Annotated in this window: 27 protein-coding genes; 13 read left to right on the forward strand and 14 right to left on the reverse strand. The window is 58.1% G+C overall.

Annotated elements, in window-relative coordinates:
• Window positions 1–20: 20 nt before the first annotated feature.
• The 9 genes from uraH to OC597_RS14745 form a co-directional block, all read right to left on the reverse strand.
• The gene (gene uraH / locus OC597_RS14705; protein ID WP_262209273.1) at window positions 21–356 is read right to left on the reverse strand and encodes a hydroxyisourate hydrolase; all 336 of its coding nucleotides are present in this window, start codon (window positions 354–356) and stop codon (window positions 21–23) included.
• The gene (gene uraD, locus OC597_RS14710; RefSeq protein WP_262209274.1) at window positions 349–849 is read right to left on the reverse strand and encodes a 2-oxo-4-hydroxy-4-carboxy-5-ureidoimidazoline decarboxylase; all 501 of its coding nucleotides are present in this window, start codon (window positions 847–849) and stop codon (window positions 349–351) included. The genes uraH and uraD overlap by 8 nt, the downstream gene beginning before the upstream one ends.
• On the reverse strand, window positions 846–2,105 hold the full coding sequence (gene hpxK / locus OC597_RS14715) for an allantoate amidohydrolase (protein ID WP_262209276.1): 1,260 nt from the start codon (window positions 2,103–2,105) through the stop codon (window positions 846–848). Before hpxK ends, uraD begins: the two co-directional genes overlap by 4 nt.
• Window positions 2,105–3,346 (reverse strand): (S)-ureidoglycine--glyoxylate transaminase, encoded by a 1,242-nt coding sequence (pucG, locus tag OC597_RS14720; RefSeq protein WP_262209277.1) that lies wholly within the window; start codon window positions 3,344–3,346, stop codon window positions 2,105–2,107. Before pucG ends, hpxK begins: the two co-directional genes overlap by 1 nt.
• Before the next feature lie 161 nt (window positions 3,347–3,507).
• Window positions 3,508–4,251 (reverse strand): amino acid ABC transporter ATP-binding protein, encoded by a 744-nt coding sequence (locus OC597_RS14725; protein ID WP_261251531.1) that lies wholly within the window; start codon window positions 4,249–4,251, stop codon window positions 3,508–3,510.
• Window positions 4,232–4,888: an amino acid ABC transporter permease gene (locus OC597_RS14730; protein WP_085115321.1), complete on the reverse strand. Its 657-nt coding sequence runs from the start codon at window positions 4,886–4,888 to the stop codon at window positions 4,232–4,234. Before OC597_RS14730 ends, OC597_RS14725 begins: the two co-directional genes overlap by 20 nt.
• Window positions 4,888–5,553: an amino acid ABC transporter permease gene (locus OC597_RS14735; RefSeq protein ID WP_262209279.1), complete on the reverse strand. Its 666-nt coding sequence runs from the start codon at window positions 5,551–5,553 to the stop codon at window positions 4,888–4,890. Before OC597_RS14735 ends, OC597_RS14730 begins: the two co-directional genes overlap by 1 nt.
• 12 nt (window positions 5,554–5,565) lie before the next feature.
• Window positions 5,566–6,288 carry a transporter substrate-binding domain-containing protein gene (locus OC597_RS14740; protein WP_498881644.1) on the reverse strand — a complete coding sequence of 241 codons (723 nt, stop codon included), beginning with the start codon at window positions 6,286–6,288 and terminating at the stop codon, window positions 5,566–5,568.
• A 287-nt stretch (window positions 6,289–6,575) separates the two neighbouring features.
• Complete coding sequence (locus tag OC597_RS14745; protein WP_262209280.1) at window positions 6,576–7,415, reverse strand: MurR/RpiR family transcriptional regulator; 840 nt, start codon at window positions 7,413–7,415, stop codon at window positions 6,576–6,578.
• 145 nt (window positions 7,416–7,560) lie between these two features.
• Between OC597_RS14745 and OC597_RS14750 the strand changes: the two genes are divergently transcribed.
• From OC597_RS14750 to OC597_RS14770, 5 genes are all read left to right on the forward strand, one after another.
• A complete protein-coding gene (locus OC597_RS14750) occupies window positions 7,561–9,147 on the forward strand; it encodes a gamma-glutamyltransferase family protein (RefSeq protein ID WP_262209282.1) in 1,587 nt (528 codons plus the stop codon).
• Between the two features lie 25 nt (window positions 9,148–9,172).
• Window positions 9,173–9,364 (forward strand): oxalurate catabolism protein HpxX, encoded by a 192-nt coding sequence (hpxX, locus tag OC597_RS14755; RefSeq protein WP_261251522.1) that lies wholly within the window; start codon window positions 9,173–9,175, stop codon window positions 9,362–9,364.
• Window positions 9,361–10,761, forward strand: coding sequence for an AtzE family amidohydrolase (locus OC597_RS14760; RefSeq protein WP_261251520.1), 1,401 nt, complete (start codon window positions 9,361–9,363; stop codon window positions 10,759–10,761). Before hpxX ends, OC597_RS14760 begins: the two co-directional genes overlap by 4 nt.
• Window positions 10,762–10,763: 2 nt before the next feature.
• Window positions 10,764–11,150: an oxalurate catabolism protein HpxZ gene (gene hpxZ, locus OC597_RS14765; protein WP_112347814.1), complete on the forward strand. Its 387-nt coding sequence runs from the start codon at window positions 10,764–10,766 to the stop codon at window positions 11,148–11,150.
• Window positions 11,151–11,377: 227 nt separating this feature from the next.
• On the forward strand, window positions 11,378–11,671 hold the full coding sequence (locus OC597_RS14770; RefSeq protein WP_261283689.1) for a CopG family ribbon-helix-helix protein: 294 nt from the start codon (window positions 11,378–11,380) through the stop codon (window positions 11,669–11,671).
• A 9-nt stretch (window positions 11,672–11,680) separates the two neighbouring features.
• Here OC597_RS14770 and OC597_RS14775 read toward each other — a convergent pair whose 3' ends face one another.
• Together OC597_RS14775 and OC597_RS14780 are read right to left on the reverse strand one after the other, a co-directional pair.
• Complete coding sequence (locus tag OC597_RS14775; RefSeq protein WP_261283688.1) at window positions 11,681–12,565, reverse strand: siderophore-interacting protein; 885 nt, start codon at window positions 12,563–12,565, stop codon at window positions 11,681–11,683.
• A gap of 5 nt (window positions 12,566–12,570) precedes the next feature.
• Window positions 12,571–13,794, reverse strand: a complete 1,224-nt coding sequence (locus OC597_RS14780; protein ID WP_261283687.1) for an MFS transporter — start codon at window positions 13,792–13,794, stop codon at window positions 12,571–12,573.
• A 136-nt stretch (window positions 13,795–13,930) separates the two neighbouring features.
• Between OC597_RS14780 and OC597_RS14785 the strand changes: the two genes are divergently transcribed.
• From OC597_RS14785 to OC597_RS14815, 7 genes are all read left to right on the forward strand, one after another.
• Window positions 13,931–15,676 carry an IucA/IucC family protein gene (locus OC597_RS14785; RefSeq protein ID WP_262209286.1) on the forward strand — a complete coding sequence of 582 codons (1,746 nt, stop codon included), beginning with the start codon at window positions 13,931–13,933 and terminating at the stop codon, window positions 15,674–15,676.
• On the forward strand, window positions 15,673–16,623 hold the full coding sequence (locus OC597_RS14790; protein WP_261251508.1) for a GNAT family N-acetyltransferase: 951 nt from the start codon (window positions 15,673–15,675) through the stop codon (window positions 16,621–16,623). Before OC597_RS14785 ends, OC597_RS14790 begins: the two co-directional genes overlap by 4 nt.
• Window positions 16,620–18,368, forward strand: coding sequence for an aerobactin synthase IucC (gene iucC / locus OC597_RS14795; RefSeq protein WP_262209289.1), 1,749 nt, complete (start codon window positions 16,620–16,622; stop codon window positions 18,366–18,368). The genes OC597_RS14790 and iucC overlap by 4 nt, the downstream gene beginning before the upstream one ends.
• Window positions 18,365–19,693, forward strand: a complete 1,329-nt coding sequence (locus tag OC597_RS14800) for a lysine N(6)-hydroxylase/L-ornithine N(5)-oxygenase family protein (protein WP_085115305.1) — start codon at window positions 18,365–18,367, stop codon at window positions 19,691–19,693. Before iucC ends, OC597_RS14800 begins: the two co-directional genes overlap by 4 nt.
• Before the next feature lie 36 nt (window positions 19,694–19,729).
• Window positions 19,730–21,967: a TonB-dependent siderophore receptor gene (locus OC597_RS14805; protein ID WP_262209326.1), complete on the forward strand. Its 2,238-nt coding sequence runs from the start codon at window positions 19,730–19,732 to the stop codon at window positions 21,965–21,967.
• Between the two features lie 100 nt (window positions 21,968–22,067).
• Window positions 22,068–22,442, forward strand: a complete 375-nt coding sequence (locus OC597_RS14810; RefSeq protein WP_262209291.1) for a type II toxin-antitoxin system RelE/ParE family toxin — start codon at window positions 22,068–22,070, stop codon at window positions 22,440–22,442.
• The gene (locus OC597_RS14815; RefSeq protein WP_207976426.1) at window positions 22,429–22,758 is read left to right on the forward strand and encodes a helix-turn-helix domain-containing protein; all 330 of its coding nucleotides are present in this window, start codon (window positions 22,429–22,431) and stop codon (window positions 22,756–22,758) included. The genes OC597_RS14810 and OC597_RS14815 overlap by 14 nt, the downstream gene beginning before the upstream one ends.
• Before the next feature lie 27 nt (window positions 22,759–22,785).
• Here the strand turns inward: OC597_RS14815 and puuE are convergent, their stop codons facing one another.
• From puuE to OC597_RS14830, 3 genes are read right to left on the reverse strand one after another with little or no spacing between them, the layout of a single operon-like run.
• Entirely contained in the window at window positions 22,786–23,724 is a 939-nt protein-coding gene (gene puuE, locus OC597_RS14820; RefSeq protein WP_261283682.1) for an allantoinase PuuE, read from the reverse strand.
• A 19-nt stretch (window positions 23,725–23,743) separates the two neighbouring features.
• Window positions 23,744–24,487: an allantoin racemase gene (hpxA, locus tag OC597_RS14825; RefSeq protein ID WP_262209293.1), complete on the reverse strand. Its 744-nt coding sequence runs from the start codon at window positions 24,485–24,487 to the stop codon at window positions 23,744–23,746.
• A complete protein-coding gene (locus OC597_RS14830; protein ID WP_261283680.1) occupies window positions 24,484–25,233 on the reverse strand; it encodes a GntR family transcriptional regulator in 750 nt (249 codons plus the stop codon). Before OC597_RS14830 ends, hpxA begins: the two co-directional genes overlap by 4 nt.
• A 166-nt stretch (window positions 25,234–25,399) precedes the next feature.
• On the opposite strand from OC597_RS14830, the gene OC597_RS14835 reads away from it, so the two are divergent.
• The gene (locus tag OC597_RS14835) at window positions 25,400–26,860 is read left to right on the forward strand and encodes an NCS1 family nucleobase:cation symporter-1 (RefSeq protein WP_261251496.1); all 1,461 of its coding nucleotides are present in this window, start codon (window positions 25,400–25,402) and stop codon (window positions 26,858–26,860) included.
• The last annotated feature ends 29 nt before the right edge of the window (window positions 26,861–26,889 follow it).

The following is a 26,889-nucleotide window of genomic DNA, read 5'->3' on the forward strand; positions in this document are numbered from 1 at the left end:
GGGTTAACCGCTAAGGGCGTTTAACTGCCCCGGTAGGTTGAGTAGGAATACGGGCTAATGAGCAGCGGTAAATGGTAATGCTGCGCCGCATCATTGATGACAAAATCGATAATTGCCGTGGCATACAAGGTTGCACGCCGGTCAGCGGCAAAGTAAGCGCCGAGATCGGCAGACAGACGGTAATGCCCGGCGGCCAGGCTATCAGGGGTTAGGTCACGCGCACGGCCGTCGGCATCGGTATGGCTTTCTGCCAGGGTCCGCCACTGTCCGTCCTGTTGCTGCTCCAGCCACACCCGCACGCCTCCAGCGGGTTTACCGAGTGAGGTGTCCAGAATATGGGTGCTGATATTACTCATGGCTCAGTAACTCCTTAAAACGCAGCATCACGATTTCACGCAGTTGTTCGGCGGTTTCCTGCCGTTCCTGCTCCGCACTGTTATTCAAGCGCCGTTGTAACTCACGTAAAATACTCTGACCATCGCGACCGGCGGCACGGATCAAAAAAATCTGACCAAATTGCTGTTCATAGCGTCGATTCCCGTCCCACAGCACTTCGGTCAGCTCAACATCCTGCGCGTTGACCGCCGCTTGCTCACGCTGCGAAAACTGCGCCTCTTGCCCCTGGCCCTTGGCACGTTCGCCGATACGCGGGTGCTGCGCCAATGCCTGGCTGATCTCTTCCGGCTGCCAGCGCTGCGCCGCTTGCCAGGCCACCGCCAGCGCGGCGTCGATGCTGCTGAAGGGCCGCGCTACTATCACCGCCGCGATCCATGCCGCAATATCCACGCAGGGCTGCAGTAAACGCTCCGCTTCCGCCTGCGGTAATTGATTAAATCGTTGCAGACTCATCGGGCCTCCTCCCAACCGCTGACCGTCTGGCAGTAAGCCTGGATCGCCAGCGCCACATCGGACTGGCTGACGGCTTCGGCCGGATGATGGCTGATACCGCGATCGCAGCGGACAAACAGCATCCCCACTGGCCAACAGGCCGCTACGGCAATGGCATCGTGCCCGGCGCCGCTCGGCAACGCCATGCTGCGCCCCTGTACCGCCATCACGCTCTGCTGCCAGCGCTGTTGCAAATTTGCATCACAGGCCGTTGCATTTATGCGGTAAAACTCTTCACTGTCAAAACGCAGTCCCCGACGGGTACAGATCGCCTGCGCCTGTTCCAGCAACTGCGTCAACAGCGCTGCCAGCGGGCCATCCTCCGGGCCGCGTACATCGAGGGTCAGTTTGACCTCACCGGGGATCACATTGACCGCTCCCGGCAGGCTTTCAATCCGGCCAACGGTAGCCACCAGGTGCCGATCGCTGGCCGAAGTCATCGCCTCTACCGCCACCATCCATTCCGCCGCCGCCGCCAGCGCGTCTTTACGTTGCCCCATCGGCACGGTACCGGCATGGCCTGCCTGACCGGTAAAGGTACAGTTAAGCCGACGGGCGCCGTTAATTGCCGTCACCACGCCCAAAGCCAGATCGGCCGCCTCCAGGCAGGGCCCTTGCTCAATATGCAGTTCCAGATAGCTGCAGATATCACTTTGCGCGCGTCGCGCTTCGCCAACCGCCGCCGGATCCAGCCCAAACTCACGTAATGCCTGTGCCACGCTAATGCCATCAGCATCGGTGCGTTCCAGCCAATCCGCCGGCCACTGTCCGGTAATGCCCCGGCTGCCCAGCAGCGCGATACCAAAGCGCGTGCCTTCTTCATCAGCAAAGCCAATCACCTCAACCGCCACCGGCAAACGCCGCTGCTGCCGATGCAAATGCGCCACCACTTCCAGCGCGGTCAACACGCCGAGCATGCCGTCATAGCGCCCGGCGTTGCGCACCGTGTCCAGATGCGAACCCAGCAGCAACGCAGGCGCATCTGGCGTTTGGCCTTCGTAGCGGCCACAGAGGTTACCGACGCTGTCCTGCCAGACCTTCATGCCGATAGTACGCATCCAGTCGCCGACCAACAGGTTGGCGCGTTGATGTTCCGGCGACAGGTAAACCCGCGTCAACTGGCCCGGCGTGGCGCTGATCGCCGCCAGCGCATCGCAACGAGTCATCACCCGAGCCGCAGCCTGCTCCGCCTCCTGGGCGGTTAACAGCGCCGCCATCAACGACTCCCGTCGTCGTAGGTATTCCAGGCCGCCTGCAGCGCTTCACCCTGTTTGCTGGCGAAACCCAGCCGGTTCAGCACCGCTTCCAGCGCGGTGAGGGTCTGCAGCACGCAGTCTTTACGCGCGTTGTAGCCCATGGTGCCGATGCGCCAGATTTTGCCCTGCAGCGGGCCGAACGAGGTACCAATCTCAATGGCGAAATCGTTCAGCATCATTTGGCGGACCTGCTCGCCGTGTACCTGTTGCGGGATCACCACGCCGAGCACGTTATTCATGCGGTTATCAAGATCGCCGAACACTTCCAGCCCCATGCCCTGAATGCCGGCCAGCATCGCCGCGCCGTGCAGCTTATGCCGGGCGATGGTGTTATCCAGCCCTTCCTCCAGGATCACCCGGGCGCACTCGCGCGCGGCAAACAGCATGCTGGTGGCTTCGGTATGGTGATTCAGACGCTCCGGGCCCCAGTAATCCATGATCATGCCGAGATCGAAGTAGTTGGAGTAGATCATTTCATCGTCACCATCCGCGTGATCAAGGGTGCGAATGCCCTGCTCTACGCATTTGCGGCGGCGAACGATCTCTTCAAACTGCGGGCTGAGAGTGACCGGCGAACTGCCCGATGGGCCACCCAGACATTTTTGCAGGCCGGCAGAAACCGCATCCAGCCCCCAGGCATCGGTTTCCAACGGGTTGCCGGCAAACGAAGCGGTGGCATCGGTGTAAAACAGCACGCCATGGCGACGGCAGATATCCCCCAATTCCGCCAGCGGCTGCAACATGGTGGTAGAGGTGTCGCCTTGCACCGTCAACAGCAGGCGCGGGCGTACCTTCTTGATCGCGTCTTCAATCTGGTCGGCAGTGAATACCTCGCCCCAGGGCACCTCTATGGTGTGCACTTCGGCGCGGCAGCGGCGGGCTATCTCACACAGCAGATGACCGAAACGCCCAAACACCGGCACCAGCACCTTGTCGCCAGGGCGGATTGAAGAGACCAGCATCGCTTCGATACCGGAGCGGGAAGTGCCGTCTACCAGCAGCGTCCAGCGGTTTTCGGTGCGGAACAGCGCGCGATACAGCTCCATCACCTGATTCATGTAACCGGTCATCGCCGGATCGTACTGACCAACCAACTGGCTCGACATGGCGCGCAGCACGCGCGGATCCGCGTTGATCGGCCCCGGCCCCATTAGCAGGCGGGCGGGTGGATTAATCTGATCGAATTGGGTGATATCTAACATGTTGATTCCTTACCAGCTTAATATACCCTTCATCTTTCAAGTTGCAGATGCGTTGGCTTTCCTCGCTCGCCCTGGTCACGTACTACCTGTACGCTCCCAGGGACTTGCTGCGTTGCCGCCTTCCTGCATCTTGAAATCTATTGGGTAGAGATTTACGCGCATCAGTGCTCAGACAGGCCGCGAACCGATGCAATAAACTGTTTTAATTCCTGCGTTTGCGGATTGGCGAACAGCGTGCGACTGTCGCCCTGCTCCCATACCTTGCCCTGGTGCATAAACACCACCCGGTCGCCGACCTCGCGGGCAAAGTTCATTTCATGGGTCACCAGGATCAGCGTCATGCCCTCTTTGGCCAGTTGCTCCAGCACCTTTAGCACTTCGCCCACCAGCTCAGGATCCAACGCCGAGGTAATTTCGTCACACAGCAAGACTTTCGGGTTCATCGCCAGCGCCCGGGCAATCGCCACCCGCTGCTGCTGTCCGCCGGAAAGGTTAGCCGGTGAATAATGCATGCGCTCGCCCAGCCCGACCTTGTTCAGCATCTCTTCCGCCAGTTCACGGCATTCGGCCGGGCTTTTCTTCAGCACCCGACGCGGCGCCAGCATCACGTTCTCCAGCGCGGTCATGTGCGGGAATAAATTGAAGTTCTGGAATACCATGCCAATGGAGCGGCTGATTTCACGGGCCTGTGAATCGCGATCGGTGACGGTCATGCCACCCAGCTTGATACTGCCTTCCTGATAGCCTTCCAGCCCGTTGATACAGCGTAACAAGGTGCTCTTGCCGGAGCCGCTGCGGCCGATGATCGAAATCACCTGGCCCATATCGATATCCAAATCCACGCCCTTTAGCACATGATTCTGACCGTAATATTTCTGCACCTGATTAATTGTGATGAGCGGCATGGAATTTCTTCTCCAGATAATGACTGTAGCGCGACAGCGGATAACACATCAGGAAATAGCCCAACGCGACCAGGCCGAAAACTTTAAACGGTTGATAAGTCACATTGTTCAGCATGGTTCCGGCCTTGGTCAGTTCGATAAAACCAATGATCGACGCCAGTGCGGTGCCCTTGATCACCTGCACCGAAAAACCGACGGTGGGGGCGATAGCGATACGCACCGCCTGCGGCACAATCACCCGCACCAGGGTCTGACCAAAACTCAGCCCCAGACAGCGCGACGCTTCCCACTGTCCCTTTGGCAACGCAGCAATGCTGCCGGACCAGATATCCACCAGAAAAGCGCTGGTAAACAAAGTCAGTGCCAAAGCGGCAGCGGTCCAGGGGCTCACATCAATGCCGAACAGCGCCAGACCAAAGAAGGCCAGGAACAGCTGCATCAGCAGCGGCGTGCCCTGAAACAGTTCGGAATAACAGCGGACAAACCGCAACGCCCACTTACGCTTGCTCAGGCGCAGCAATAACAACGGCAACGTCACCAGAGTGCCGCCAAAAAACGCCGTCAGCGACAGCAGCAAGGTCCAGCGTGCCGCCAGCAGCAGGTTGCGCACAATGTCCCAGTCGGTAAAAGTCAGCATCAGCCCTTGCTCCCTAGAAAACGGCGTCCGGCGGCCAGCAACAGCTGGCGCATCAGTATGGATAACAGCAGGTAAAGCAGCGCCGTCACCAGATAGACCTCAAAACTGAGGAAGGTCCGCGACTGGATCAGGTTGGCGGCGAAGGTCAACTCTTCGAACGACACCTGTGACACCACCGATGATCCCAACATGACGATAATGCACTGGCTGACCAACGCCGGATAAATCCGTTGCAGCGACGGCGGCAACACGATGCGCAAAAATGTCTGGCTGCGGCTGAGACCCAGCACCCTACCGGCTTCCCACTGGCCTTTCGGCGTCACCTGAATGCCGGCACGGATGATCTCGGTGCTGTAGGCTCCCAGGTTAATCACCATCGCCAGCAGCGCCGCCTGCCCGGCGGTCAGTTTCCAGCCCAAACTCGGCAGGCCGAAGACGATGAAGAACAGTTGCACCACGAACGGTGTATTGCGCACCACTTCAACGTAAATACCCCAAACGCGGCTGAGCAAGTTGACCTTACCGCTGCGGATCGCCGCTCCGCAGATACCCAGCGCCACCCCCATTAAGGTAGCCAGCGCCGTCAGTTCAATGGTGGTCAGCAGACCGGCCAGCAATTCGGGCAGGTAAGGCCACAGGGCAGGAAAGTTCAGCTGATAGGTCATCAGGCGCTCCCGTTATGCGCCGAAGTCGGCAGGCAGCGGCGCTTTCAGCCATTTCTCGGACAGGCCATTGAGGGTGTTATCCTTTAACGCCTGCTCAATCAGTTCGTCCACTTTCGCTTTCAGCGCCGGCTCACCCAGACGCAGGCCTACGTAGCAGGGCGAATCTTTCAGCATAAATTTGGCCACCGGCGCTTTGGTCGGGTTCTGCCGCGCAATGGCGCTCACCACCAGATTGCCGGTGGCGATGTATTGCACCTGACCGGACAGATAGGCCGACAACGTAGTGTTGTTGTCTTCATAGCGCTTGATTTGTGTGCCCTTCGGCGCGGTATCACTCAGCACCATGTCTTCCACCGCACCGCGCGTCACGCCGATGGTTTTACCGTCCAACTGCGCGGCATCAGCCAGTACCGACTCTTTCGGACCAAACACACCCAGGAAGAACGGTGCATAAATACGGCTGAAGGCGATCGCCTTCTCGCGTTCCGCGTTTTTGCCCAGGCTGGAAATCACCAGATCGACCTTGTTGGTTTGCAGATAAGGTACGCGGTTGGCACTGGTGACCGGTACCAACTGCAACTTAAGTTTCATCTTGTCGGCCAGATACTGCGCCATATCGATGTCATAACCCTGCGGCTGCAGATCGGTGCCCACGGAGCCGAACGGCGGGAAGTCCTGGGGTACTGCCACCCGCAGCACACCACGCTGCTGGATTTCCTGCAGTTGATCCGCCATCGCCGAAGCGGCCTGTGCCAGCAACAGCACCGCACCTAACGCCACTACCCCGATTTTCTTGAAGTTCATAGATTATCCCCGATGGTGAAATGATGAAACAAAAGATTCTTTGATTATCACTCTGCAACTAATGTGCCAATCCGGGATGTCAGGAACGATCGGCTTTAGTGACCGTAAGTTAGGGCATTAAGACGGAAACCGCCCTGCCAGAGTAGCGTTAGGGGGAGTCAATAAAAGGGGACAGTAACGCACCATCAAAGTGCGAAAGCACCAAAATGGCGCTGAGTTTAGCGCTGTTCCAACTCATCCAGATCGCTATACAGATCGGCAATCTGGTGAATGCGTTGCCGTCCTTGCGCCAGCGTCTCATGCAGCAGAGCATTACTGAGCAAGTTGGCCAGACTCATGGCGGCAGAGTAGCTGTCGAAAGCAGAAACGCTGTCGAGTGGCGCCGCCAGATGCCAGTTGGCCAGCGGGATCAACGCCTGCGCCTGTGGCTCACACACCAGCAGAATCGGTACCTGTTGTACCTGTAACTGCGTCAATAACGCCCGCAACTGGCGTGGCCGACGACGAAATGCCACCACCACCGCCACATCCCGCCGATCAATATCGACCAGTTCCTCCGCCAACGTCTGGCCGGGCTGCGGCACCAGTAACACCTGCTCACGCACCTGCATCAGTTGTTGACGCAGATGCATCGCCACCGGATAGCTGTTACGAAACCCCATCAGCACCACGCGCCGCGCCTGCACCAAAGCAGCGATCACCGCGTTGAACTGCTCGGCATCAATATGGTTAACCCACTGGGTGATATTAGCCATTTCCTGCTTGTAGTGGCGCGCCAACAGGGTATTGCCCTGCACCGCATCACGGTTATCGGTCAGCGGCATACCGCTCTGACGCAGAGTGCGCAATTCATCACGCATAGCGCGGTAGCTCGGGTAACCCAGGCGTTTGAACAAGCGGCTGACGGTGGCTTTGGAGACGCCACTCAAGCGCGCCAGTTCGGCACTGTTGTAGCTGATCAGGTCATCAAAGTGATCGAAAATAAAATCGGCCACCCGCTGTTCCTGCGGCGTGAGCTGCGGATAGTCCCCGCGCAGGCGTTCATCAATCTGCTTCATTGCTACTCCAGCTGTAACCTTTGTTTCAGCGGAACATACCACGGCCAATCCACCCGCTGGCAAGCGATTATTGCCTTGGCAGAAAACATGGAACGTCTCTTGCTTGTGTTTAAGGCAGACGCTGACCTCAAACAAGGGCCAAGAAATGATTAACAGCAACACCGCGCCATTGGGCATGGCCGTCACGCCGCATCACCTCGCCAGTGAAAGTGCACTGGCGGTACTGCGCGCAGGAGGCAACGCGATTGAAGCCATGGTCGCCGCCGCCGCGACCATCGCCGTGGTCTACCCGCACATGAATGGTTTGGGTGGCGATGGATTCTGGCTGATCGTTCCGCCGCAGGGGGATCCGGTAGCCATCGACGCCAGCGGTGCAGCCGGCTCGCTGGCCACACTGGATTTTTACGCCGGTGAAAGTCACATTCCACATCGGGGACCAAAAGCCGCGCTGACCGTCGCCGGTACCGTCGGTGGCTGGCAGGAAGCACTGGACTACTCCGTTGAATTGGGCGGCGAACAGTTGCCGTTGTCGCGCCTGCTGGCAGATGCGATTCGCTATGCCGCAGACGGCATTCCGGTCACTGCCTCGCAGGAGGCGGCTACCCGCAGTAAATATCATGAGTTGGCAGATCGGGAGCATTTTGCCCGCACCTACCTGCCGCACGGGGAAATCCCTCACGCCGGGCAGCGTTTCTGTCAACCGCAGTTAGCGGATACCCTGATCGCCCTGACCGAACAGGGCCTGGACAGCTTCTATCGCGGCCCGCTGGCGCAGGGCATGGCGGCGGATATGGCCAAGCTCGGTATGCCGCTCACCGCGCAGGATCTGGCAGATTATCGGCCACGCCGCTGCACCCCGCTGCGGCTGGAGCATCAGAAAGGGGAAATATTTAACCTGACACCGCCGACTCAGGGTCTGGTCTCGCTGGCGATCCTCGGGCTAACCGACCGCCTGCCGCTGGCCAGCCGCAGCGAAGGTGCGGTGGTGCATAGCATCGTCGAGGCCACCAAACTGGCTTTCGGCCTGCGCGATCAATTCATCACCGACCCGCGTCAAATGACTCAGGATCCTCAGGCGTTGCTGACGGCCGAACATCTGGATCGCCTGGCCAGGCGCATCGATCCTGAGCAAGCCGCCGCCTGGGGTAAAGGCAAAGGGCCAGGCGATACCGTCTGGATGGGGGTGATGGACAGCAGCGGCCTGGCGGTATCCTTTATCCAGAGTATCTATCACGAATTCGGCAGCGGCGTGGTACTGCCGCAAAGTGGCGTACTGTGGCAAAACCGGGGCGCGTCCTTCAGTCTGGATGCTGCGCACCTGCTGGCACTGGCGCCGGGTAAACAACCTTTCCACACCTTGAATCCGGCAGCGGCACGTCTGTATGACGGGCGTACCCTGGTGTACGGCTCCATGGGGGGTGATGGCCAGCCGCAAACCCAGGCGGCAGTGTTTGTCCGCCATGTGGTGCAGGGACTGCCGCTGCAACAGGCGATCAGCGCGCCGCGCTGGCTGCTCGGCCGCACCTGGGGTGAAAGCTCCGACTCATTAAAACTGGAGGGGCGTTTCAGCGAAGAAACCCTTGCCTACCTGCGTCAACGCGGCCACGACGTGGAACTGCTACCGGACTTCAGCGAAGCGGTCGGCCACGCCGGCGCCATTGTTCGCCATACTAGCGGCATGCTCGAAGGCGCTTTTGATCCACGCAGCAACGGCAGCGCCGCCGGCTTCTAACCGATCTCTCAAAAAGGGGACACCGATGAACCACCCACCTGCCACCGACTGGGCGACCTATATCAGCCAGATGGAAGCCTTGCTGGCCCTGGAGCTGAATGACATGCGCCGTCAGGAACTGCTGATCCAATTCAACCGCATCGCTGCGATGGCGGAACCGCTGATGGCCCTGCCGCTCGATCAGCGTCTGGAGATTGCCGGGGTATATCGAGCATGAATCCACTAAGCGCACTGTCGATCGCCGAGATCCGCGCCGCCCTGAAACAAGGCGCGATTTCCGCCCGCGAGATCGCCCAGCAAACGCTGGACAATATCGACAGCCAAAACCCTTCGCTGAATGCCTACACCCACGTCACCCGCGAACGTATGCTGAGTGAAGCCGATCATCTCGATCGCAGCCGCGCCCAGGGGCAAACGCTACCCAGCCTGGCAGCCATTCCTTATGCGGTAAAAAACCTGTTCGACGTCACCGGGGAAACTACCCTGGCCGGTGCCAGCCTGTTCAGCGATAACCCACCTGCCAAACAAGATGCCTGGGTGGTGAACAAGCTGGCGGCGCAAGGCGCGCTGCTCTCCGGCTTGCTGAATATGGACGCCTATGCCTACGGTTTCACCACCGAAAACAGCCACTACGGCGCAACGCGCAACCCACACGACACCACACGTATTGCCGGTGGATCCTCCGGCGGATCAGCGGCTGCGGTCGCCGCCGGACTGGTGACATTTTCGCTCGGCAGCGATACCAACGGCTCAATACGCGTGCCCGCCTCGCTGTGCGGCATCTTTGGCCTGAAACCGACCTTTGGCCGCCTTTCGCGCAGCGGCAGCCAGCCGTTTGTCGCCAGTCTGGATCATGTCGGCCCCTTTGCCCGTCGGGTACGCGACCTGGCAGCGGTGTATGACGTGATGCAGGGTACCGACGTCGAAGACCGCTTCCAGGCGGAAAAACCGATCACCCAAACCGAATCGCTGCTGCCGCGTGGCCAGCAGGGACTGCGTTGTGCGGTGCTGGCCGGTTATTTCCAGCAGTGGTGCAATGGCGACGCCAAAGCGGCGGTGCAACAGGTCGCTCAGGCGCTGGAGGCCATCGCCGAAGTCGAACTGCCGCAGGCCGAACTGGCACGCTCGGCGGCGTTTATTCTCACCGCCGCCGAGGGGGGGAACCAGTATCTGCCGCAGTTGCGCAGCCAGCCTGAGCGCTTTGAACCGCTGTCGCGCGAGCGGCTGCTGACCGGTGCCATGCTGCCCGCCGCCTGGTACCTGCAGGCACAACGTTTCCGCTCTCATTTTCAGCAGCAGGTACTGCCGCTGTTTGAACACTGGGACATTCTGATCGCCCCGGCCACGCCGTGCGGCGCAACGGTCATTGGTCAGGAAACCATGCGTATCAACGGCACCGACCTGCCGATCCGCGCCAGCATGGGCATGTTGACACAGCCAATCTCCTTCCTTGGTTTGCCGGTGGTGACGGTGCCGCTGAAAACTGCGGCCGGGCTGCCGATCGGCCTGCAGCTTATCGCGCCGCCATGGCGTGAAGATCTGGCACTGCGAGCCGCCTATGCGCTGGAGCAACGCGGTGTGGCCTTCTGTGGTTTAGCGGGAAAACAGGATTAACCATGAAAAGTGAATATATCGATCGACCGGCGGTATTGGCAGAGGTGAACAGCGCATTTTACCGCTATGAACAGGCGCTGATTGGCAATGATATTGAAGTTTTGGATGAGCTGTTTTGGCACGATGGGCGCACTGTCCGTTACGGCGCGACGGAAAATTTGTACGGTATCGATCAGATCCGTGACTTCCGCCAGCAACGCCCCTCGAAAGGGCTGGATCGTCTGCTGGAGAACACCGTCATCACCACCTACGGCGATGATATGGCGGTGGCCAGTACCGAATTCCGCCGCCCGGGCAGCGATAGGCTCGGCCGCCAGATGCAAACCTGGGTCAAACTGCCCTGCGGCTGGCGTATTGTGGCTGCGCATGTGAGTTTGATGGCGGAATAATCGTGGCTGAACGAAATTCGGACAACTCGACTCAACCCGCCGTATAGTAGCCACAGGTACTATCTGAATTTGATGAAAAAGTTGTCTTTGAACCCGAGATACCCGGGCCTAGCGCACCGAGGGGCGCTCCGGCAGCCAAGGCTGCTACGACCCCTTCGGCACGCTCTCCCTAATAACGGGCTTTGTCAGCCGTCTGAGATATTATTTTTAGCTAACAGGGAAGACCAATGACGAGTGCAACATTGATTAAAATTGATGAACAACTGAAGCAGCGGGTGCAGCAAATTGCGGCTACACGTCAGCGCAGCGCGCACTGGATAATGCGTGAAGCGATCCGTGAATATGTCGAACGAGAAGAAAAACGCGAAGCGCTGCGCAAAGATGCGTTACAGGCATGGGAAGCCTATCAGGCAAATGGTAGACATCTGTCTCAGGAAGAGACCAATAATTGGCTCGTCGACCTGGAAAGAGGTGACGACGCGGAGATCCCGGTGCGCCACCAAAGTGAAGCCGGCTATTGAAGGATTAGCTCAGCACCAATAGGCCATAAAGTTCACGGTGGAACGGTCCAAATCGCGTTCGCCAATCAGGTAACGGCGTAATGCCTTCACCGCTGAAGACTCCGCCGCAACCCAGGCGTAGAAACTTTTCGCCCCTTCCGCCCGTTCCCACAGCAGGTCGCCGCCCAGGCTGTTTTCCGTCAGCGACTGTGCTTGCGTACGCGCCGACTCTGGAATATTTACCCGCTGGCGTACCGACTCCACCAGCAATGTACCGTGTATTTGCTGGTGTCCGACGTCACGCGGCAACCAATACACCTCGGCAAACGGGAAACGGTCCATATTCAGGCAGTCACCCGCCACCGGCACTTCAAAGAATGCCTGCACCCGTGGCGGATTGGCCCGCTGCGCCAGCTGTTCCAAAATACCCACTGCCGCCGGTACCGCGGTTTCATCGGCAATCAGCAGGGCCTGTTGCAGCGCGCTCGGCGGTGCCCATTCATAACCGCCGCTGTCACCGTCAAAATCGGCATTGGGTGCCACCGCCTGAAGGGTATCCCCCGGTTTGGCCTGTGTCGCCCAGGCGGAAGCCGGGCCGTTGACGCCATGCAGCACAAACTCGACGTCCATCTGATTGTGTTCCGTGCGCAACGCACGCAGCGTATAAGTCCGCATCACCGGGCGTTGCTCTTTCGGTATCGCCATGTACTGACGATACCAGTCATCGCTATTTTCCAACTGTGGCTGCTGGCCATCCTCGGCCGGGAACAACAGTTTGATGCGCTGATCCGGCGCCTCTAACTTCATGCGATGGACGTCCGGTCCTTCGAATACGCAGCGCAGCAAGGAAGGCGATACGTTTTCTTTTACTTTCAGTGTGATATCAAAAATTCTGTAGCTTGATGCGCCGGACATAACAGTTACTCTCCCGCAGAATTTACCCGGATACGGTGCTGGCACCACAGCCAGCCGCTGATACCGCCCAGCAGAACCGCCATCATCAGAGCCGCCGCGATCAGCTGCGACTCACCATAAAACCTGGCCACCACCGGCACCATCAACGCACTCAGGCCGTAACCCAGCGTGTGGCTGGTGGCGATCGCTCCCGACCCTTTGCCGGTGGATAATTTATCGTTCAACATCAGTTGATAGCCCGGTGTCGCCATGGCCGCGCCAAAGGAGGCCAGCGCACAACCGGCATAGAACAAGGCTAGCGGCTGAGCACACATCAGGCCCAGGCCGACGACCATCAACACCGCCGCAATCAGCAGCAGTTGTGGCGCGCTAAAGCGCTGTGGCCGCACTACCAGAAACTGTGCCAACAAGGTACAGGCCGCCGCCACACTCAACAACACCGCCACATGATGGCTGACGCCAGTGGCGGAGTGGTTGAACAAACGGGTCAAATGCGGCGCCAATCCCAGTTGCATCAGGCTGACCGAGGCCGCCAACAGCACCGCGCACAGCAGGTAAGGCACCATATTCAGACGCAGTCGGTTTTGCTGATGGGCCACCGGCGGCAAAGGCGGATCGTTTTGTTGGCGACATATCACCAACAAGGCGATTAAAGGCGCAATCGCCATCAGCCACAGCGGTGCCATCGGATGAATCGACAATGCCAATGCCGCACACAGTGGGCCAAGCAGCCGCCCGCAGCTCAACCCGGAGCTGATGGTTGCCAGCGCCGACATTCGCTGTTCGTAACCGGCACGCTGCAAAGCCCAGGTCTGACTGGCCGGCACCATGCCGGAGACCGTCAAACCATAGATAATCCGCGCTACGATCAGGCCGCCCAGTCCCAGCATCGGCGAAAGCCAGCCGGACGCCAGCCCCCAAACGGCCAAGGCCAGTAAAGCAAAACTGAACAAATACCCTGTTAAGGCCAGGGTTACTACAAACTTGCAGCCGCGAATTTCAGACTGTCTGCCCCACCAGGGTGAGCCAACCAGAAATAGCATTGAGCCGAGCGTTAATAGCCCGGCCCAGACGGAAAGCGACAGATGAGTCATGCTGACCAACACCGGCAACGCCACCAGCAGGCCGTTTTGCCCGATGCCCAACAACCCGGCGCAGAGTGCCAGCGGCCAGTTGGAAGGAGACGTATTCCCAATTGTCGGTGATTTTGGGGGAGAAGAAATATGCATCAAACGTAAATTTACCGTTAATAATATTATAAGGTTATGTTCAATTCATTGAAAAATTGTATCATAGGACGATTGATAACAATAAATATTATTGATATAAGAATCATTCTCAATTGATTCAACAGTGAATGGGATCATGACAATCCAGTTTGAAACCGCGACGACCGACGTGGCTGCACAATGTTTTCTCAACGCATTGATGCGTGAAACCCGGGACTGGCAAATCGTTCCGCCAGCCAACGACCAACAGCATCCGCAGCTCCACATTCCACTTTCGCCTTCTCAGGCTATTCGCATCGCTTTACGCCATACCTCCCCCACTCAACATCACCAGTATCTGTTCCCTGCTTATCTTTATCAGCAGGATGACGGTGCCGGGGTTGCGCTGAGCGTAGAACAGCTTATCTCCTTGATGTTGGAAAAACCGGCGGTGAAAGGCGAACTGTCGGATGAAGTCGTAGCCCGTTTCCGCCAGCGAGTTCTGGAGAGTCATGACAACACCCAACAGGCGATCGATATCCGTCTGGACTGGCCAGCACTGCGCGACAAGCCGCTGAACTTCGCCCAGGCAGAACAGGGCCTGCTGGTCGGCCACGCCTTCCACCCAGCACCGAAGTCTCATGAGCCGTTCAACCAACAGCAGGCGCGCCGCTATCTGCCGGACTTTGGCGCCAGCTTCCCGCTGCGTTGGTTCGCCGTGGATAAACGCCAACTGTGCGGCGACAGCCTGAACCTGACGCTACAGCAACGCCTGCAATGTTTTACCGCCGAAAGCGCCCCGCAACTGCTGGCCCATTTTAGCGATGACGTCTGGCTGCTGCCGATGCATCCCTGGCAGGCCGACCATTTGCTGACCCAGAGCTGGTGTCAGGATCTGGTGGCCCAGGGGCTGCTGCACGATCTGGGCGAAGCCGGCGAACGCTGGCTGCCAACCAGCTCTTCGCGCTCGCTGTACAGCGCCAGCAACCGCGACATGATCAAGTTTTCCCTCAGCGTGCGTCTGACCAACTCGGTACGCACCCTGTCAGTAAAAGAAGTGAAGCGCGGCATCCGCCTCGCGCGTCTGGCACAAACGCCGCGCTGGCAACAGCTGCAAGCACGCTATCCAACCTTCCGCGTAATGCAGGAAGACGGCTGGGCCGGTCTGCGTTCGGCGGACGGCACCATCCAGGAAGAAAGCCTGATGGCGCTGCGCGATAACCTGCTGTTCGACCAACCACAAAGCCAGACCAACGTGTTGGTGACGCTGACCCAAGCCGCGCCGGATGGCGGTGACAGCCTGCTGGCTGCCGCGGTACGCCGTTTGGCCAGCCGTCTGAATCTGCCATTGCAACAGGCCGCCCATACCTGGCTGGACGCTTACTGCCAACAGGTCCTGCTGCCGCTGTTCAGCACCGAAGCCGATTACGGCCTGGTGCTGCTGGCCCACCAGCAAAACATTCTGGTCGAGATGCAGCAGGATTTGCCGATCGGCATGCTGTACCGCGACTGTCAGGGCAGCGGCTTTACCCGTGATGCCGGCCCCTGGCTGGAAGAAATTGGCGAAGCCGATGCGGAAAACCGCTTCAGCGAACAGCAACTGCTGCGCTACTTCCCTTACTACCTGCTGGTGAACTCCAGCCTGGCGGTAACCGCCGCACTGGCCGCGGCCGGTTTCGACAGTGAAGAACAGCTGATGGCCCGGGTTCGCGACGCACTGAGCGGCCTGCGCGCCAGCGCCAAAAACACCCTGTGCCTGGACTACGTGCTCGACAGCAGCCACTGGAATTGCAAAGGCAACTTCTTCTGTTATCTGCACGACCATAACGAAAACACCATCGTCGATCCGGCGGTGATTTACTTCGACTTCGTTAACCCGCTGCGCCAGGGGGCCACCCAATGATGCCGCACGCCAAACTGATGCATGCCGGCGACGGTTTCCGTTGCGAGCGGCTGGAACAGCAGTTGCAGCTGGGTCTCGGTCTCGACGGCAGCGCCGTGCTGCACTATCCGGGCCCGTTGCCGCAGGGCTGGCTGGTACCGGCGCTGGACCAGTTATTGGTAGCTGCGCCGCAGCTCAGCGGCGTCACCTTGCCCTATGCGCAATGGCGTGAAGAACCACAGGCGCAGGCGCTGTTCGCCTTGGCCAGCGGTGACTATCTGGCGCGTGAAACCTTTTATCAATTACCGTTGTGGCTCAGCGGTGAACGCAACCGTGCCTCTGGCCAGATGCAGTATGATGCCGAACGCAGCCTGTGGTTTCCACTACGCCCAGCGCGCCCCAACGGCGAAGTCTATCGCCGTTACGACCCACAATTGAAGAAAACCCTGAGCTTCCGCCTGCCGGAAGTGGAACGTGATGCCGAACAATTCACCCGCTGGATGAACTCGCCGCGTGTCGATGCCTTCTGGGAAATGAGCGGCCCACTCGAAACTCAGGCCGCCTACCTGCAGCGTCAACTGGACTCCAGCTACTGCTACCCGCTGCTGGGTTGCTTTGACGATCGCCCATTTGGTTATTTCGAAGTTTATTGGGCACCGGAGGATCGCATTGGCCGTCACTACCGTTGGCAACCCTTCGATCGCGGACTGCATATGCTGGTCGGTGAGGAAGACTGCCGCGGCGCGCAGTACATCCGCAGTTGGCTACGCGGCCTGACGCATTATTTGTATCTAGATGAGCCACGTACCACGCGAGTGGTCGCCGAGCCGCGTGCCGACAACCAGCGGCTGTTCCGTCACCTGCCCGCAGCCGGCTATCACACCCTTAAAGAGTTTGATTTCCCGCATAAACGTTCGCGTTTGATCGTGAATCAGCGTGATGAGTTCTTCCGGGAGACCTGCGTATGATGACCCCAGATTACGCCGACTGGCAGCGCGTTAATCGCCAGATGATCGCCAAGATCCTTGCCGAACTGGAATATGAACGCACGCTGCATGCCGAGCAACAGGATGGGCAATGGCGCATTGCGCTGGGCGACTCCCACTACAGCTTCAGCGCCGAACGCGGCATCTGGGGCTGGCTGCACATCGACCCGACGACGCTGAGCTGCGATCAATCACCGTTAGCCGCCGACCAAACGCTGCGCCAACTGGCGCAGGTGTTGAAGATGGACGATGCGCAGGTCGCCGAACATCTGGAAGATCTGTACGCCACGCTGCGCGGCGATATGCAGTTGCTGTCTGCCCGCCACGGCTTGAGTGCGCAGGATCTGATCGCGCTGGACGCCGATGCGCTGCAATGCCTGCTGGCAGGGCATCCCAAGTTTATCTTTAACAAAGGCCGTCGCGGTTGGGGCCTGACCGCGCTGCAGCAATATGCGCCGGAATACCAGGGCCAGTTCCGGCTGCACTGGGTGGCAGCCAAACGCGGCAGCTTCGTCTGGTGTGCTGATGAAGCCTACCCGCTGGAAAATCTGCTGGATAGCGCCATGGATAGCGTCGAACGTCAGCGCTTTGACCGCCGCTGGCGCGAGCTGAAACTGACCCAGGAGTGGATCCCGGTGCCACTGCACCCGTGGCAGTGGCAGCAAAAAATCGCCCTACACTTCCTGCCGCAGCTGGCCGAAGGGGAACTGGTGGAGCTGGGTGAATTCGGCGACAGCTATCTGGCACAGCAATCGTTGCGCACTTTGACCAACATCAGTCGCCGTTCCGCGTTCGACATCAAGTTGCCGCTGACCATTTACAACACTTCGTGCTATCGCGGTATCCCGGGCAAGTACATCAGCGCCGGACCGGCTGCTTCCCGCTGGCTACAACAGATTTTTGCCGAAGACAGCACGCTGCAGACCAGCGGGGCCGAGATCCTTGGCGAACCGGCGGCAGGTTATATGACTCACCCAACCTACGCTTCGCTGGCCAAGGCGCCCTACCGCTATCAGGAAATGCTCGGGGTGATCTGGCGTGAGAACCCTTCTTGTTATCTGCAGGAAGGCGAACAGGCCATTTTGATGGCGACGTTGATGGAAACCGACAACCTCAGTCAGCCGTTGATTGCCGCCTATATTGCCAACTCGGATCTCGACGCCGAAGCCTGGCTGCAACAGATGTTCCGCGTGGTGGTGGTGCCGATGTACCACCTGATGTGCCGCTACGGCGTGGCGCTGATCGCCCACGGGCAGAACATCACGTTGGTGATGAAAGACCAGGTGCCGCAACGCGTGCTGCTGAAAGACTTCCAGGGGGATATGCGCCTGGTAGATCAGGACTTCCCCGAAGCGGCTTCGCTGCCGAAAGTAGTGAAAGACGTCACCGTACGTCTGTCCGCCGACTATCTGATCCATGATTTGCAAACCGGGCATTTCGTCACCGTGCTGCGTTTTATCTCACCATTGATGCAGGCCTGCGGGGTCAGTGAACCCCGTTTCTATCAACTGCTGGCGCAGGTGCTGGAAAGCTATATGGCACAGCACCCGGAGATGGCGGAACGTTTTGCCCTGTTTGATTTGTTTAAACCACAAATCATTCGCGTGGTGCTCAACCCGGTGAAACTCACCTACTCGGAGCAGGATGGCGGCAGCCGCATGTTGCCAAACTATCTGCAGGATCTGGATAACCCTCTTTACCTGGTCACCAAGGAGTTTGCCCAATGAATCAGCCCCTGGATTTCATCGGCATTGGCGTAGGTCCGTTCAACCTCAGCATTGCCGCACTCGGCAGTGAAGTTGCCGGTTTTAACGCGAAGTTCCTCGAACGCAAACCGCACTTTTCCTGGCACCCCGGCATGATGGTGCCGGATTGCCATATGCAGACCAGCTTCCTGAAGGATCTGGTCAGCGCGGTATCGCCGACCAACCCCTACAGCTTTATTAACTATCTGGTGAAACGGAAGAAATTTTACCGCTTCCTGACCACCGAGCTGCGCACGGTATCGCGTGAAGAGTTCGCCGACTACCTCGACTGGGCCGCCAATGGCCTGAAGTCGCTCGAGTTCAGCCAGGAGATCCAAAGCGTGGATTTTGACGACCAGCAGCGCCAATTTGTCGTCACCACCCCGCGAGCCACCTACCGGGCGCGCCACGTCTGTCTGGGCATCGGCAAACGTATCAAACTGCCGGACTGCGTCACCGAACAGAACGACCGCTGCTTCCACGCCAGTGAGATGACGCTACGCAACCCGGACCTGACCGGCAAGCGCGTCACTATCGTCGGCGGCGGCCAAAGCGGTGCCGATCTGTTCCTGAACATCTTCCGCGCCGAATGGGGCCAGCCGGCGCAGCTGAACTGGATCTCACGTCGCAACAACTATAACGCGCTGGACGAAGCCGCCTTCGCCAACGAGTACTTCACGCCGGACTACGTTGACAGCTTCTATGGCCTGAACGACAGCGCCAAGCAGCGCATGCTGACCGAGCAGAAGATGACTTCCGACGGTATCACCAGCGACTCACTGCTGGCTATCTACCGCGCGATGTATCACCAGTTTGAAGTGCTGCGTGAAAAGCCCTGGGCGCACTTGCTGCCAAGCCGCTCGCTGGCGGCGATCCAGGCCGCAGGCAACGGCTGGCAGTTGGTGACTCATCACCATCTCGATCAGGGTAAGGAAACTTTTGATACCGATGTAGTGATCTTCGCTACCGGCTATCAGCAGGATCGCCCGGCTTTCCTCGAGCCGCTGGCGGATCGTCTGCTGACCACGGCCGATGACCAATACCGCGTGGCCCCCGACTTTACCCTCGAGTGGGAAGGCCCCAAGGAAAACTGCCTGTTTGCGGTTAACGCCGGCATGCACAGTCACGGCATCGCCGAACCCCAGCTCAGCCTGATGGCCTGGCGATCGGCTCGTATTCTCAACCGGGCTTTAGGACGCGACCAGTTCGATTTAACGTCCACCCCGGCGGTGATCCAATGGCGCAGTCGGCAACCGGGCACCCCAGCCCGTGCCGATCACGTCATGCTCAATTACACCGAGTTTTAACTACACACCAATGATGGGAAACACTGGAAAATAATGATGAAGCGCAAACACCTCTGGGTATTAAATCCTTGTCTGCTGGCGATGCTCGCACCCGCAGCGGCCTGGGCAGAAGAACAAAAAAGCGAAGAGCAAATGGTGGTTTCCGCCAGCCGCTCGCACCGTACCGTGGCCGAAATGGCGCAGACCACCTGGGTTATTGAAAGCCAGGAAATTGAGCAACAGGTACAGGGCGGCAAAGAGATCAAGGACATGCTGGCGCAGTTGATCCCAGGGATGGACGTCAGCGGTCAGGGCCGAACCAACTACGGCATGAACCTGCGCGGCCGTTCGATGATGGTGATGATCGACGGCGTGCGTTTGAACTCTTCACGCAGCGACAGCCGCCAGTTGGACTCAATCGACCCGTTTAATATCGACCACATTGAAGTGATCTCCGGTGCCACCTCGCTGTACGGCGGCGGCAGCACCGGCGGTTTGATCAACATCGTCACCAAAAAAGGCCAAAAAGAGCAGCAGGTTGAGCTGCAGGTCGGCGGCAAAACCGGCTTTGGTGGCCATAACGACCACGACGAGAACGTGGCGGCAGCGGTCAGCGGTGGCAACGACAACGCCTCAGGCCGCCTGTCGGTTTCCTATCAGCGTTACGGCGGCTGGTACGATGGCAAAGGCAATGAAGTCCTGATCGACAATACCCAGACCGGCCTGCAGTATTCCGATCGTCTCGACGTGATGGGTACCGGCACCATTAATATTGACGATCACCAGCAGTTGCAACTGACCACCCAGTATTACAAAAGCCAGTCCGATGGTGACCACGGCCTGTACCTGGGGGAGAATTTCGCGGCGGTGACCGGCAGCGCCAAGGCGTACAACAGCGGTAACCTGAATTCAGACCGCATTCCTGGCACCGAACGCCATCTGATTAACCTGCAATACTCCAACACCGATTTCCTCGGGCAGGATCTGGTCGCCCAGGTTTATTATCGCGATGAATCGCTGACCTTCTATCCGTTCCCGACGCTGGCAGGTAAAGCGCCGAACTACTACGTCAGCAGCATCGGCGCCTCACAGCAGAAAACCGATTTTTACGGCGGCAAGCTGACGCTGAACAGTAAACCGATCGACGCCCTGACGCTGACCTATGGCATCGACGCCGAGCACGAAAGCTTCAACTCCAATCAGCAGTTTTTCAATCTGGCGAAGGCGCAACAATCCGGCGGTATGACGCTGGAAAATGCCTATAACACCGGCCGCTATCCGGGTTATACCACCAGCAATCTGGCCACCTTTATGCAGGCCAGTTACGACATCAACCCGATCTTTACCCTGAGCGGCGGTGTGCGTTATCAGTACACCGAAAACAAGATTGATGACTTTGTCGGCTATAACCAACAGCAGGCCATCGCTACCGGCGGTGCAACCTCAGCGGATGCTATCCCTGGCGGAAAAACCGACTACAATAACGCCCTGTTCAACGCTGGCCTGCTGGCGCACCTGACCGAACGTCAACAGACCTGGGTCAACTTCTCGCAGGGCTACGAGATCCCGGATCCGGGCAAATATTACGGCAACGGCACTTATTCGCTGAACAACGGCCACTATCAGCTGAACAAAAGCGTCAACGTCGGCGACTCCAAGCTGGAAGGCATCAAGGTTAACTCCTATGAGCTCGGCTGGCGCTATACCGGCGACAACCTGCGCACGCAGATCGCCGGCTACTATTCTCTGTCCGATAAGAGTATCTCGATCAACAAAACCGACATGACCATTAACGTCAATTCGGATAAGCGTCGTATCTACGGGGTGGAAGGCGCGGTCGATTACTTCTTCGAAGACAGTGACTGGAGCGCGGGCACCAACTTCAACTTCATTCGCTCCGAGACCAAGGTCAACGGCGAGTGGAAAAAGTTGCTGGTGGACACCGCCAGCCCGTCGAAAGTCACCGCCTATGTCGGCTGGGCACCGGGCGACTGGAACCTGCGCCTGCAGTCACAGCAAAGCTTCGACGTGTCGGATGACGGCGACTACACCAAGGCCGGCTCCACTCAGGGCCGCAAAATTGATGGCTACAACACCATCGACTTCCTTGGCAGCTACGCCCTGCCAGTGGGTAAAGTCAGCTTCAGCGTGGAAAACCTGCTGGACAAGGAATACACCACCGTCTGGGGCCAGCGCGCACCGATCCTCTATAGCCCAACTTACGGCTCGCCAGAGCTTTACAGCTATAAAGGCCGCGGCCGTACCTTTGGCCTGAACTACTCCGTCCTGTTCTGATCCTTCGGGCGGAGGTCACTCCGCCCAACCTCCCTTCCCGCATTGCCGCTTTATATCAGTTGTGTAATAATCCAAAAATATGATCAAGGAGTGATCGTTCATGGACACACATCGGGTAAGACAGTTGGTATGGATCGCCAGCAGCAAAAAAGATCTACTTTCGCTGCCGGATGAAGTCATTAAATCCATCGGTTATTCCCTTCATTGCGCGCAGGCCGGATTAATCCCCCCTGGCGTGAAGGCTCTCAAGGGGTTTCAAGGCGCAGGCGTATTGGAAGTCGTAGAAGACCATGACAGTAATACCTACCGAGCGGTTTATACCCTACGATTTGAGGATGCCGTGTTTGTGCTGCACTGCTTTCAGAAAAAATCCAAGACAGGTGTAGCGACGCCAAAAGCGGATATTGAACTCATCAAGTCTCGCCTTAATAGAGCCAAACAGGTTTATGAGGACATGAAAAATGGCAAAATATGACGAAAATGATTTTGAGCTCGGCTCGGATAACATTTTTGCCGATTTAAATCTGCCTGATGCCGACAATCTGCAACTAAAAGCCGATCTCGCTATCCAGATCATCAGTACCATCAAACAATTAGGTCTCAATCAGGCTGAAGCGGGCAAACGAATGAACCTGCCACAGGCGCGTGTCTCTGCCCTGTATAACGGTAAATTTTTCAACATGTCGGAAAAAAAGTTGATGGATTGTCTCAACCGCCTCGGCTATGACATTGAAATTGTTGTCAGGCCGAGCCAGGATCCCGTTGGTCATCGAACCCTTTCGGTGGCGTAAAAATTCAGGGCCGTATCGGCCCTTTCTTTATTGCTTGAACGGGTGCTGCGCCAGCCAATGGTCGGCGATATCCTGCCGACGACATACCCAGACCCGATCGTGCTGCTCGATATAGTCCAGGAAACGCTGCAACGCACGGAACTTGCCCGGACGCCCGAGTAAACGGCAATGCATGCCGATCGACAGCATCTTCGGCGATTCCGCCCCTTCGGCATACAGCACATCAAAGCTGTCCTTCAGATAGGTAAAGAACTGCTCGCCGGTGTTAAACCCCTGCGGCGAAGCAAAGCGCATGTCGTTAGCCTCGAGCGTATAGGGCACGATCAAATGCGGCTTGGTCTCACCGTTGGCACACTGCACCTCAGTCCAGAACGGCAGGTCATCACCGTAATAATCGCTGTCGTACAGCAGACCTCCCTGCTCCACCACCAACCGGCGGGTATTCGGGCTGTCGCGGCCGGTGTACCAGCCGAGCGGTGCCTGGCCGAACAGATCGCGCAATACCGCTATCGCCTGTTGCATATGCTGCCGTTCGGTCGCTTCGTCCATGTGCTGGTAGTGGATCCAGCGCCAGCCGTGGCTGACCACGTCATAATGGGCGTTTTTAATTGCCTCGACCACCAACGGATTACGCGCCAGCGCCATCGCCACGCCAAACACCGTTAGCGGCAGGCCACGGCGCTGAAACTCATTATGGATACGCCAGAACCCGGCGCGTGACCCATATTCGTACAGAGACTCCATCGACATATGCCGTTCAGGGTAGCTGGCCGCGCCGATAATATCGGAGAGAAACTGTTCGGAACCGGCGTCGCCGTGCAGCACGCTATTTTCCGCCCCTTCCTCGTAGTTAAGGACAAACTGCACCGCGATCCGCGCCTGTCCCGGCCAACGGGCATGGGGTGGCTGGCCACCGTAGCCGATCAAATCACGGGGATAATCCTGATTGAACTGGTAGTCACTCATCGCTGTTTCCCTTTACTGATTACCGGTTAAAACCGCCAAACATACCGGACAAAGGTTTGGCCTGCGGAAAAGCCAGATCGCCGTGTTTGCTGGTGTTCAGACCCAGCGCATGCAACGACTCGATCATTTTCACCGCGGCGCTGACGCCGTCGATCACCGGGATCCCCAGTTCCTGAGTCAACTCACGCGCCAAATCGGCCATGCCGCCGCACCCGAGCACAATCGCCCCGCTGCCGTTCTGTTGTTTTGCCTGAATACAGTGTTCACGCACCTTTTGCTGCGCCAGACCGCTGCCGTCTTCCAGCGCCAATACCGGCAGATCGATCGCATGCAGTGCAGCGCAGTGGCGCTCAAAGCCGTATTGATGCAGTAAATGCCGCGCAATAACCAACGTACGCGGCAGGGTGGTGACAATGGAAAAACGCGTCGCCACCAGCGTCGCCATATGCATTGCCGCCTCGGCGATGCCAATCACCGGCCGGTTTGCCAACTCCCGCGCCGCCAGCAGGCCCGGATCGCCAAAACAGGCGATGACATGGCCGCTGACACCCGCCTCACGTCCCAACTTCACCTGTTGCAATACGCCGATGGCAGCAATGGCTTCGTCAAAATGCCCTTCTATTGATGGCACCCCTTCCTGCGGGCAGACCGCCAGGATCTCGGTATCGGGTGCGGCCACCGATCGAGCTGCCACAGCAATGGTTTCGGTCATGCTCCGGCTGGTGTTTGGATTGATGACTTGAATGATGCAGCCCGCGGTCATAGCAACTCCCGCGAGCCGGAATCGGCAAAGATTTGGGCAAAGTCCGGCGTTTCATTTACACCCTGGTCAAACCGTAGATTGGCCACAATATCGTCAAAATGATGGGCCATATGATCCGCCAGCGCCGCGCTGTCTTTGTCGCGCAGCAACATCAGCAAATCACTGTGATCGTGGCAGCGACAGCCTTGCTGCCAGGGAGAGCCGTAAACGGCTATCACCAACGATGAACGCAGGGTGAGCAGTGAAACCATCTCGGTCAGCACCTGATTACCGGCGATCGCCTGCAGTTGAACGTGAAACGCGGCGGACAGGCGGATCGCCGCCGCACCGTCCTGATCGCGGTGGGCCTGCTGCTCCTGCGCCACTATCTGTTCCATCGCCAACAAGTGCTCTTCACGGCAGTGAGCAATCACCTGCGGCAGGTTGGCGCACTCCAGCATTTTTCGCGTCTGGAAAACATTCGCCGCTTCGCCCTGCCCCGGCGTGGCGACCTGTGCACCACGTTTGGGCAGTTGGGTGACCAATTGCACTGCGGCAAGGCGCTGTAGCACCCGCCGGATACCGGTACGGCTGACGCCAAAGGTCTCCGCCAACGCTTCTTCCGGCAATTTGCTGCCGGGCAGCAACCTATGCTCAACAATCGCCTTCACCAGCGAGTTGTAAATATGATCGTCTTTATCTTCAATGAAATAACTGGCCTGCTGCCCATGCCACGCGGCGTTGATACCGATCGCTGTACCGATCATTTTGCTGCTCCCCGTCCCCTTAGATAATCAAATCGTATACAAGAACAATATCTTTTGTATACAAAAATGAGCAGTCTGGCCTGGATCCTGCAAAAGCCCTCTCAGCAATCTTTGCCAAAAAACAGATAACAACATCCGGGTGACGTTCTTGAGAGGAGCACGATTTATGCCAAACCCTAATGAAAACTACAGTCCCAAGCTGTGTAACGACGACCTGGCCCCCACGCGTGACCAGAACTGGAGCTGGTACAACATCTTTTCTTTCTGGATGTCGGATGTACACAGCATGGGCGGCTATGTGGTGGCCGCCAGCTTCTTCGCCCTTGGCCTGTCGAGCTGGCAGGTCTTGATTTGTCTGCTGGTGGGGATTTGCATCGTGCAGTTTTGCGCCAACCTGGTGGCAAAACCCAGCCAGCTCGGCGGCGTGCCCTACGCCGTTTTAAGCCGTCAGGCGTTTGGCGTGTTCGGTGCCAATATTCCGGCGGTGATCCGTGGCATGATCGCCTTCGCCTGGTACGGCATCCAAACCTATCTGGCTTCCAACGCACTGATGCTGACGCTGCTGAAATTCTTCCCGTCGCTGGAGCCGATGACCCAGCCGCATTTCCTCGGGCTGTCGCAACTGGGTTGGGTCTGTTACATCACCATGTGGCTGTTGCAGGCGATGGTGTTTTGGCACGGCATGCAGGCCATTAAACGGTTTATCGATATCGCCGGCCCAGCCGTTTACGTGGTGATGTTCGCGCTGGCAGGCTGGATTGTTTACCGCGTCGGTTTTTCCAACCTGTCTCTCACACTGTCGAGCAAAACCCTGAGTACCGGTGAACAGGGTTGGCTGATGCTGACCGCCACCGCGCTGGTAGTGTCTTACTTCTCCGGCCCGCTGCTTAACTTCGGTGACTTTACCCGTTACGGTAAAAGCTTTGCCGAAGTGCAGCGCGGTAATCGTTGGGGCCTGCCCTTCAACTATCTGCTGTTCTCGCTGGTGACCGTGGTGATCGTTTCCGGCACCCTGCCGCTGTTTGGGCAGCTCATCACCGATCCGATCGAAACCGTCACCCGTCTCGACAGCGATATCGCCGTCGCCCTGGGTTTACTGACCATGATTGTCGCCACCATCGGCATCAATATCGTGGCCAACTTTGTATCGCCGGCATTTGATTTCTCCAACTGCTCACCACAGAAGATCAGCTTCCGCACCGGCGGCATGATCGCCGCTGTCGGCTCATTCCTGCTGACGCCGTGGAACCTGTTCCAGTCACCCGAGTTGATTCATTACACGCTGGACGTACTGGCCGCCTTTATCGGCCCACTGTTTGGCATTCTGCTGGTGGACTTTTACATCATCAAGCGCGGTGAACTGCACGTCGACGATCTGTATAACGCCACGCCAAACGGCCGTTACTGGTACAAGAATGGCTTCAATCCGAATGCAATTTGGGCGCTGGTACCGGCCGTGGTGATCGGGCTGGCCATCAGCTTTACGCCGGGCCTGCATCAGGTGGCTAACTTCAGTTGGTTTATCGGTGCGGCACTGGGTGGGGGAGGTTATCGAATCATTGCCCGCCGCGAATGGGCAGCCAATCAGGCAGTGACCTTTGCCAAGGCAGAATTAAGCAAAGATTAAAAACAACGAAGCCCTGAGTTATTGCTAAC

Source organism: Serratia proteamaculans (assembly GCF_946227095.1).
GTDB classification, from domain to species: domain Bacteria; phylum Pseudomonadota; class Gammaproteobacteria; order Enterobacterales; family Enterobacteriaceae; genus Serratia; species Serratia proteamaculans_E.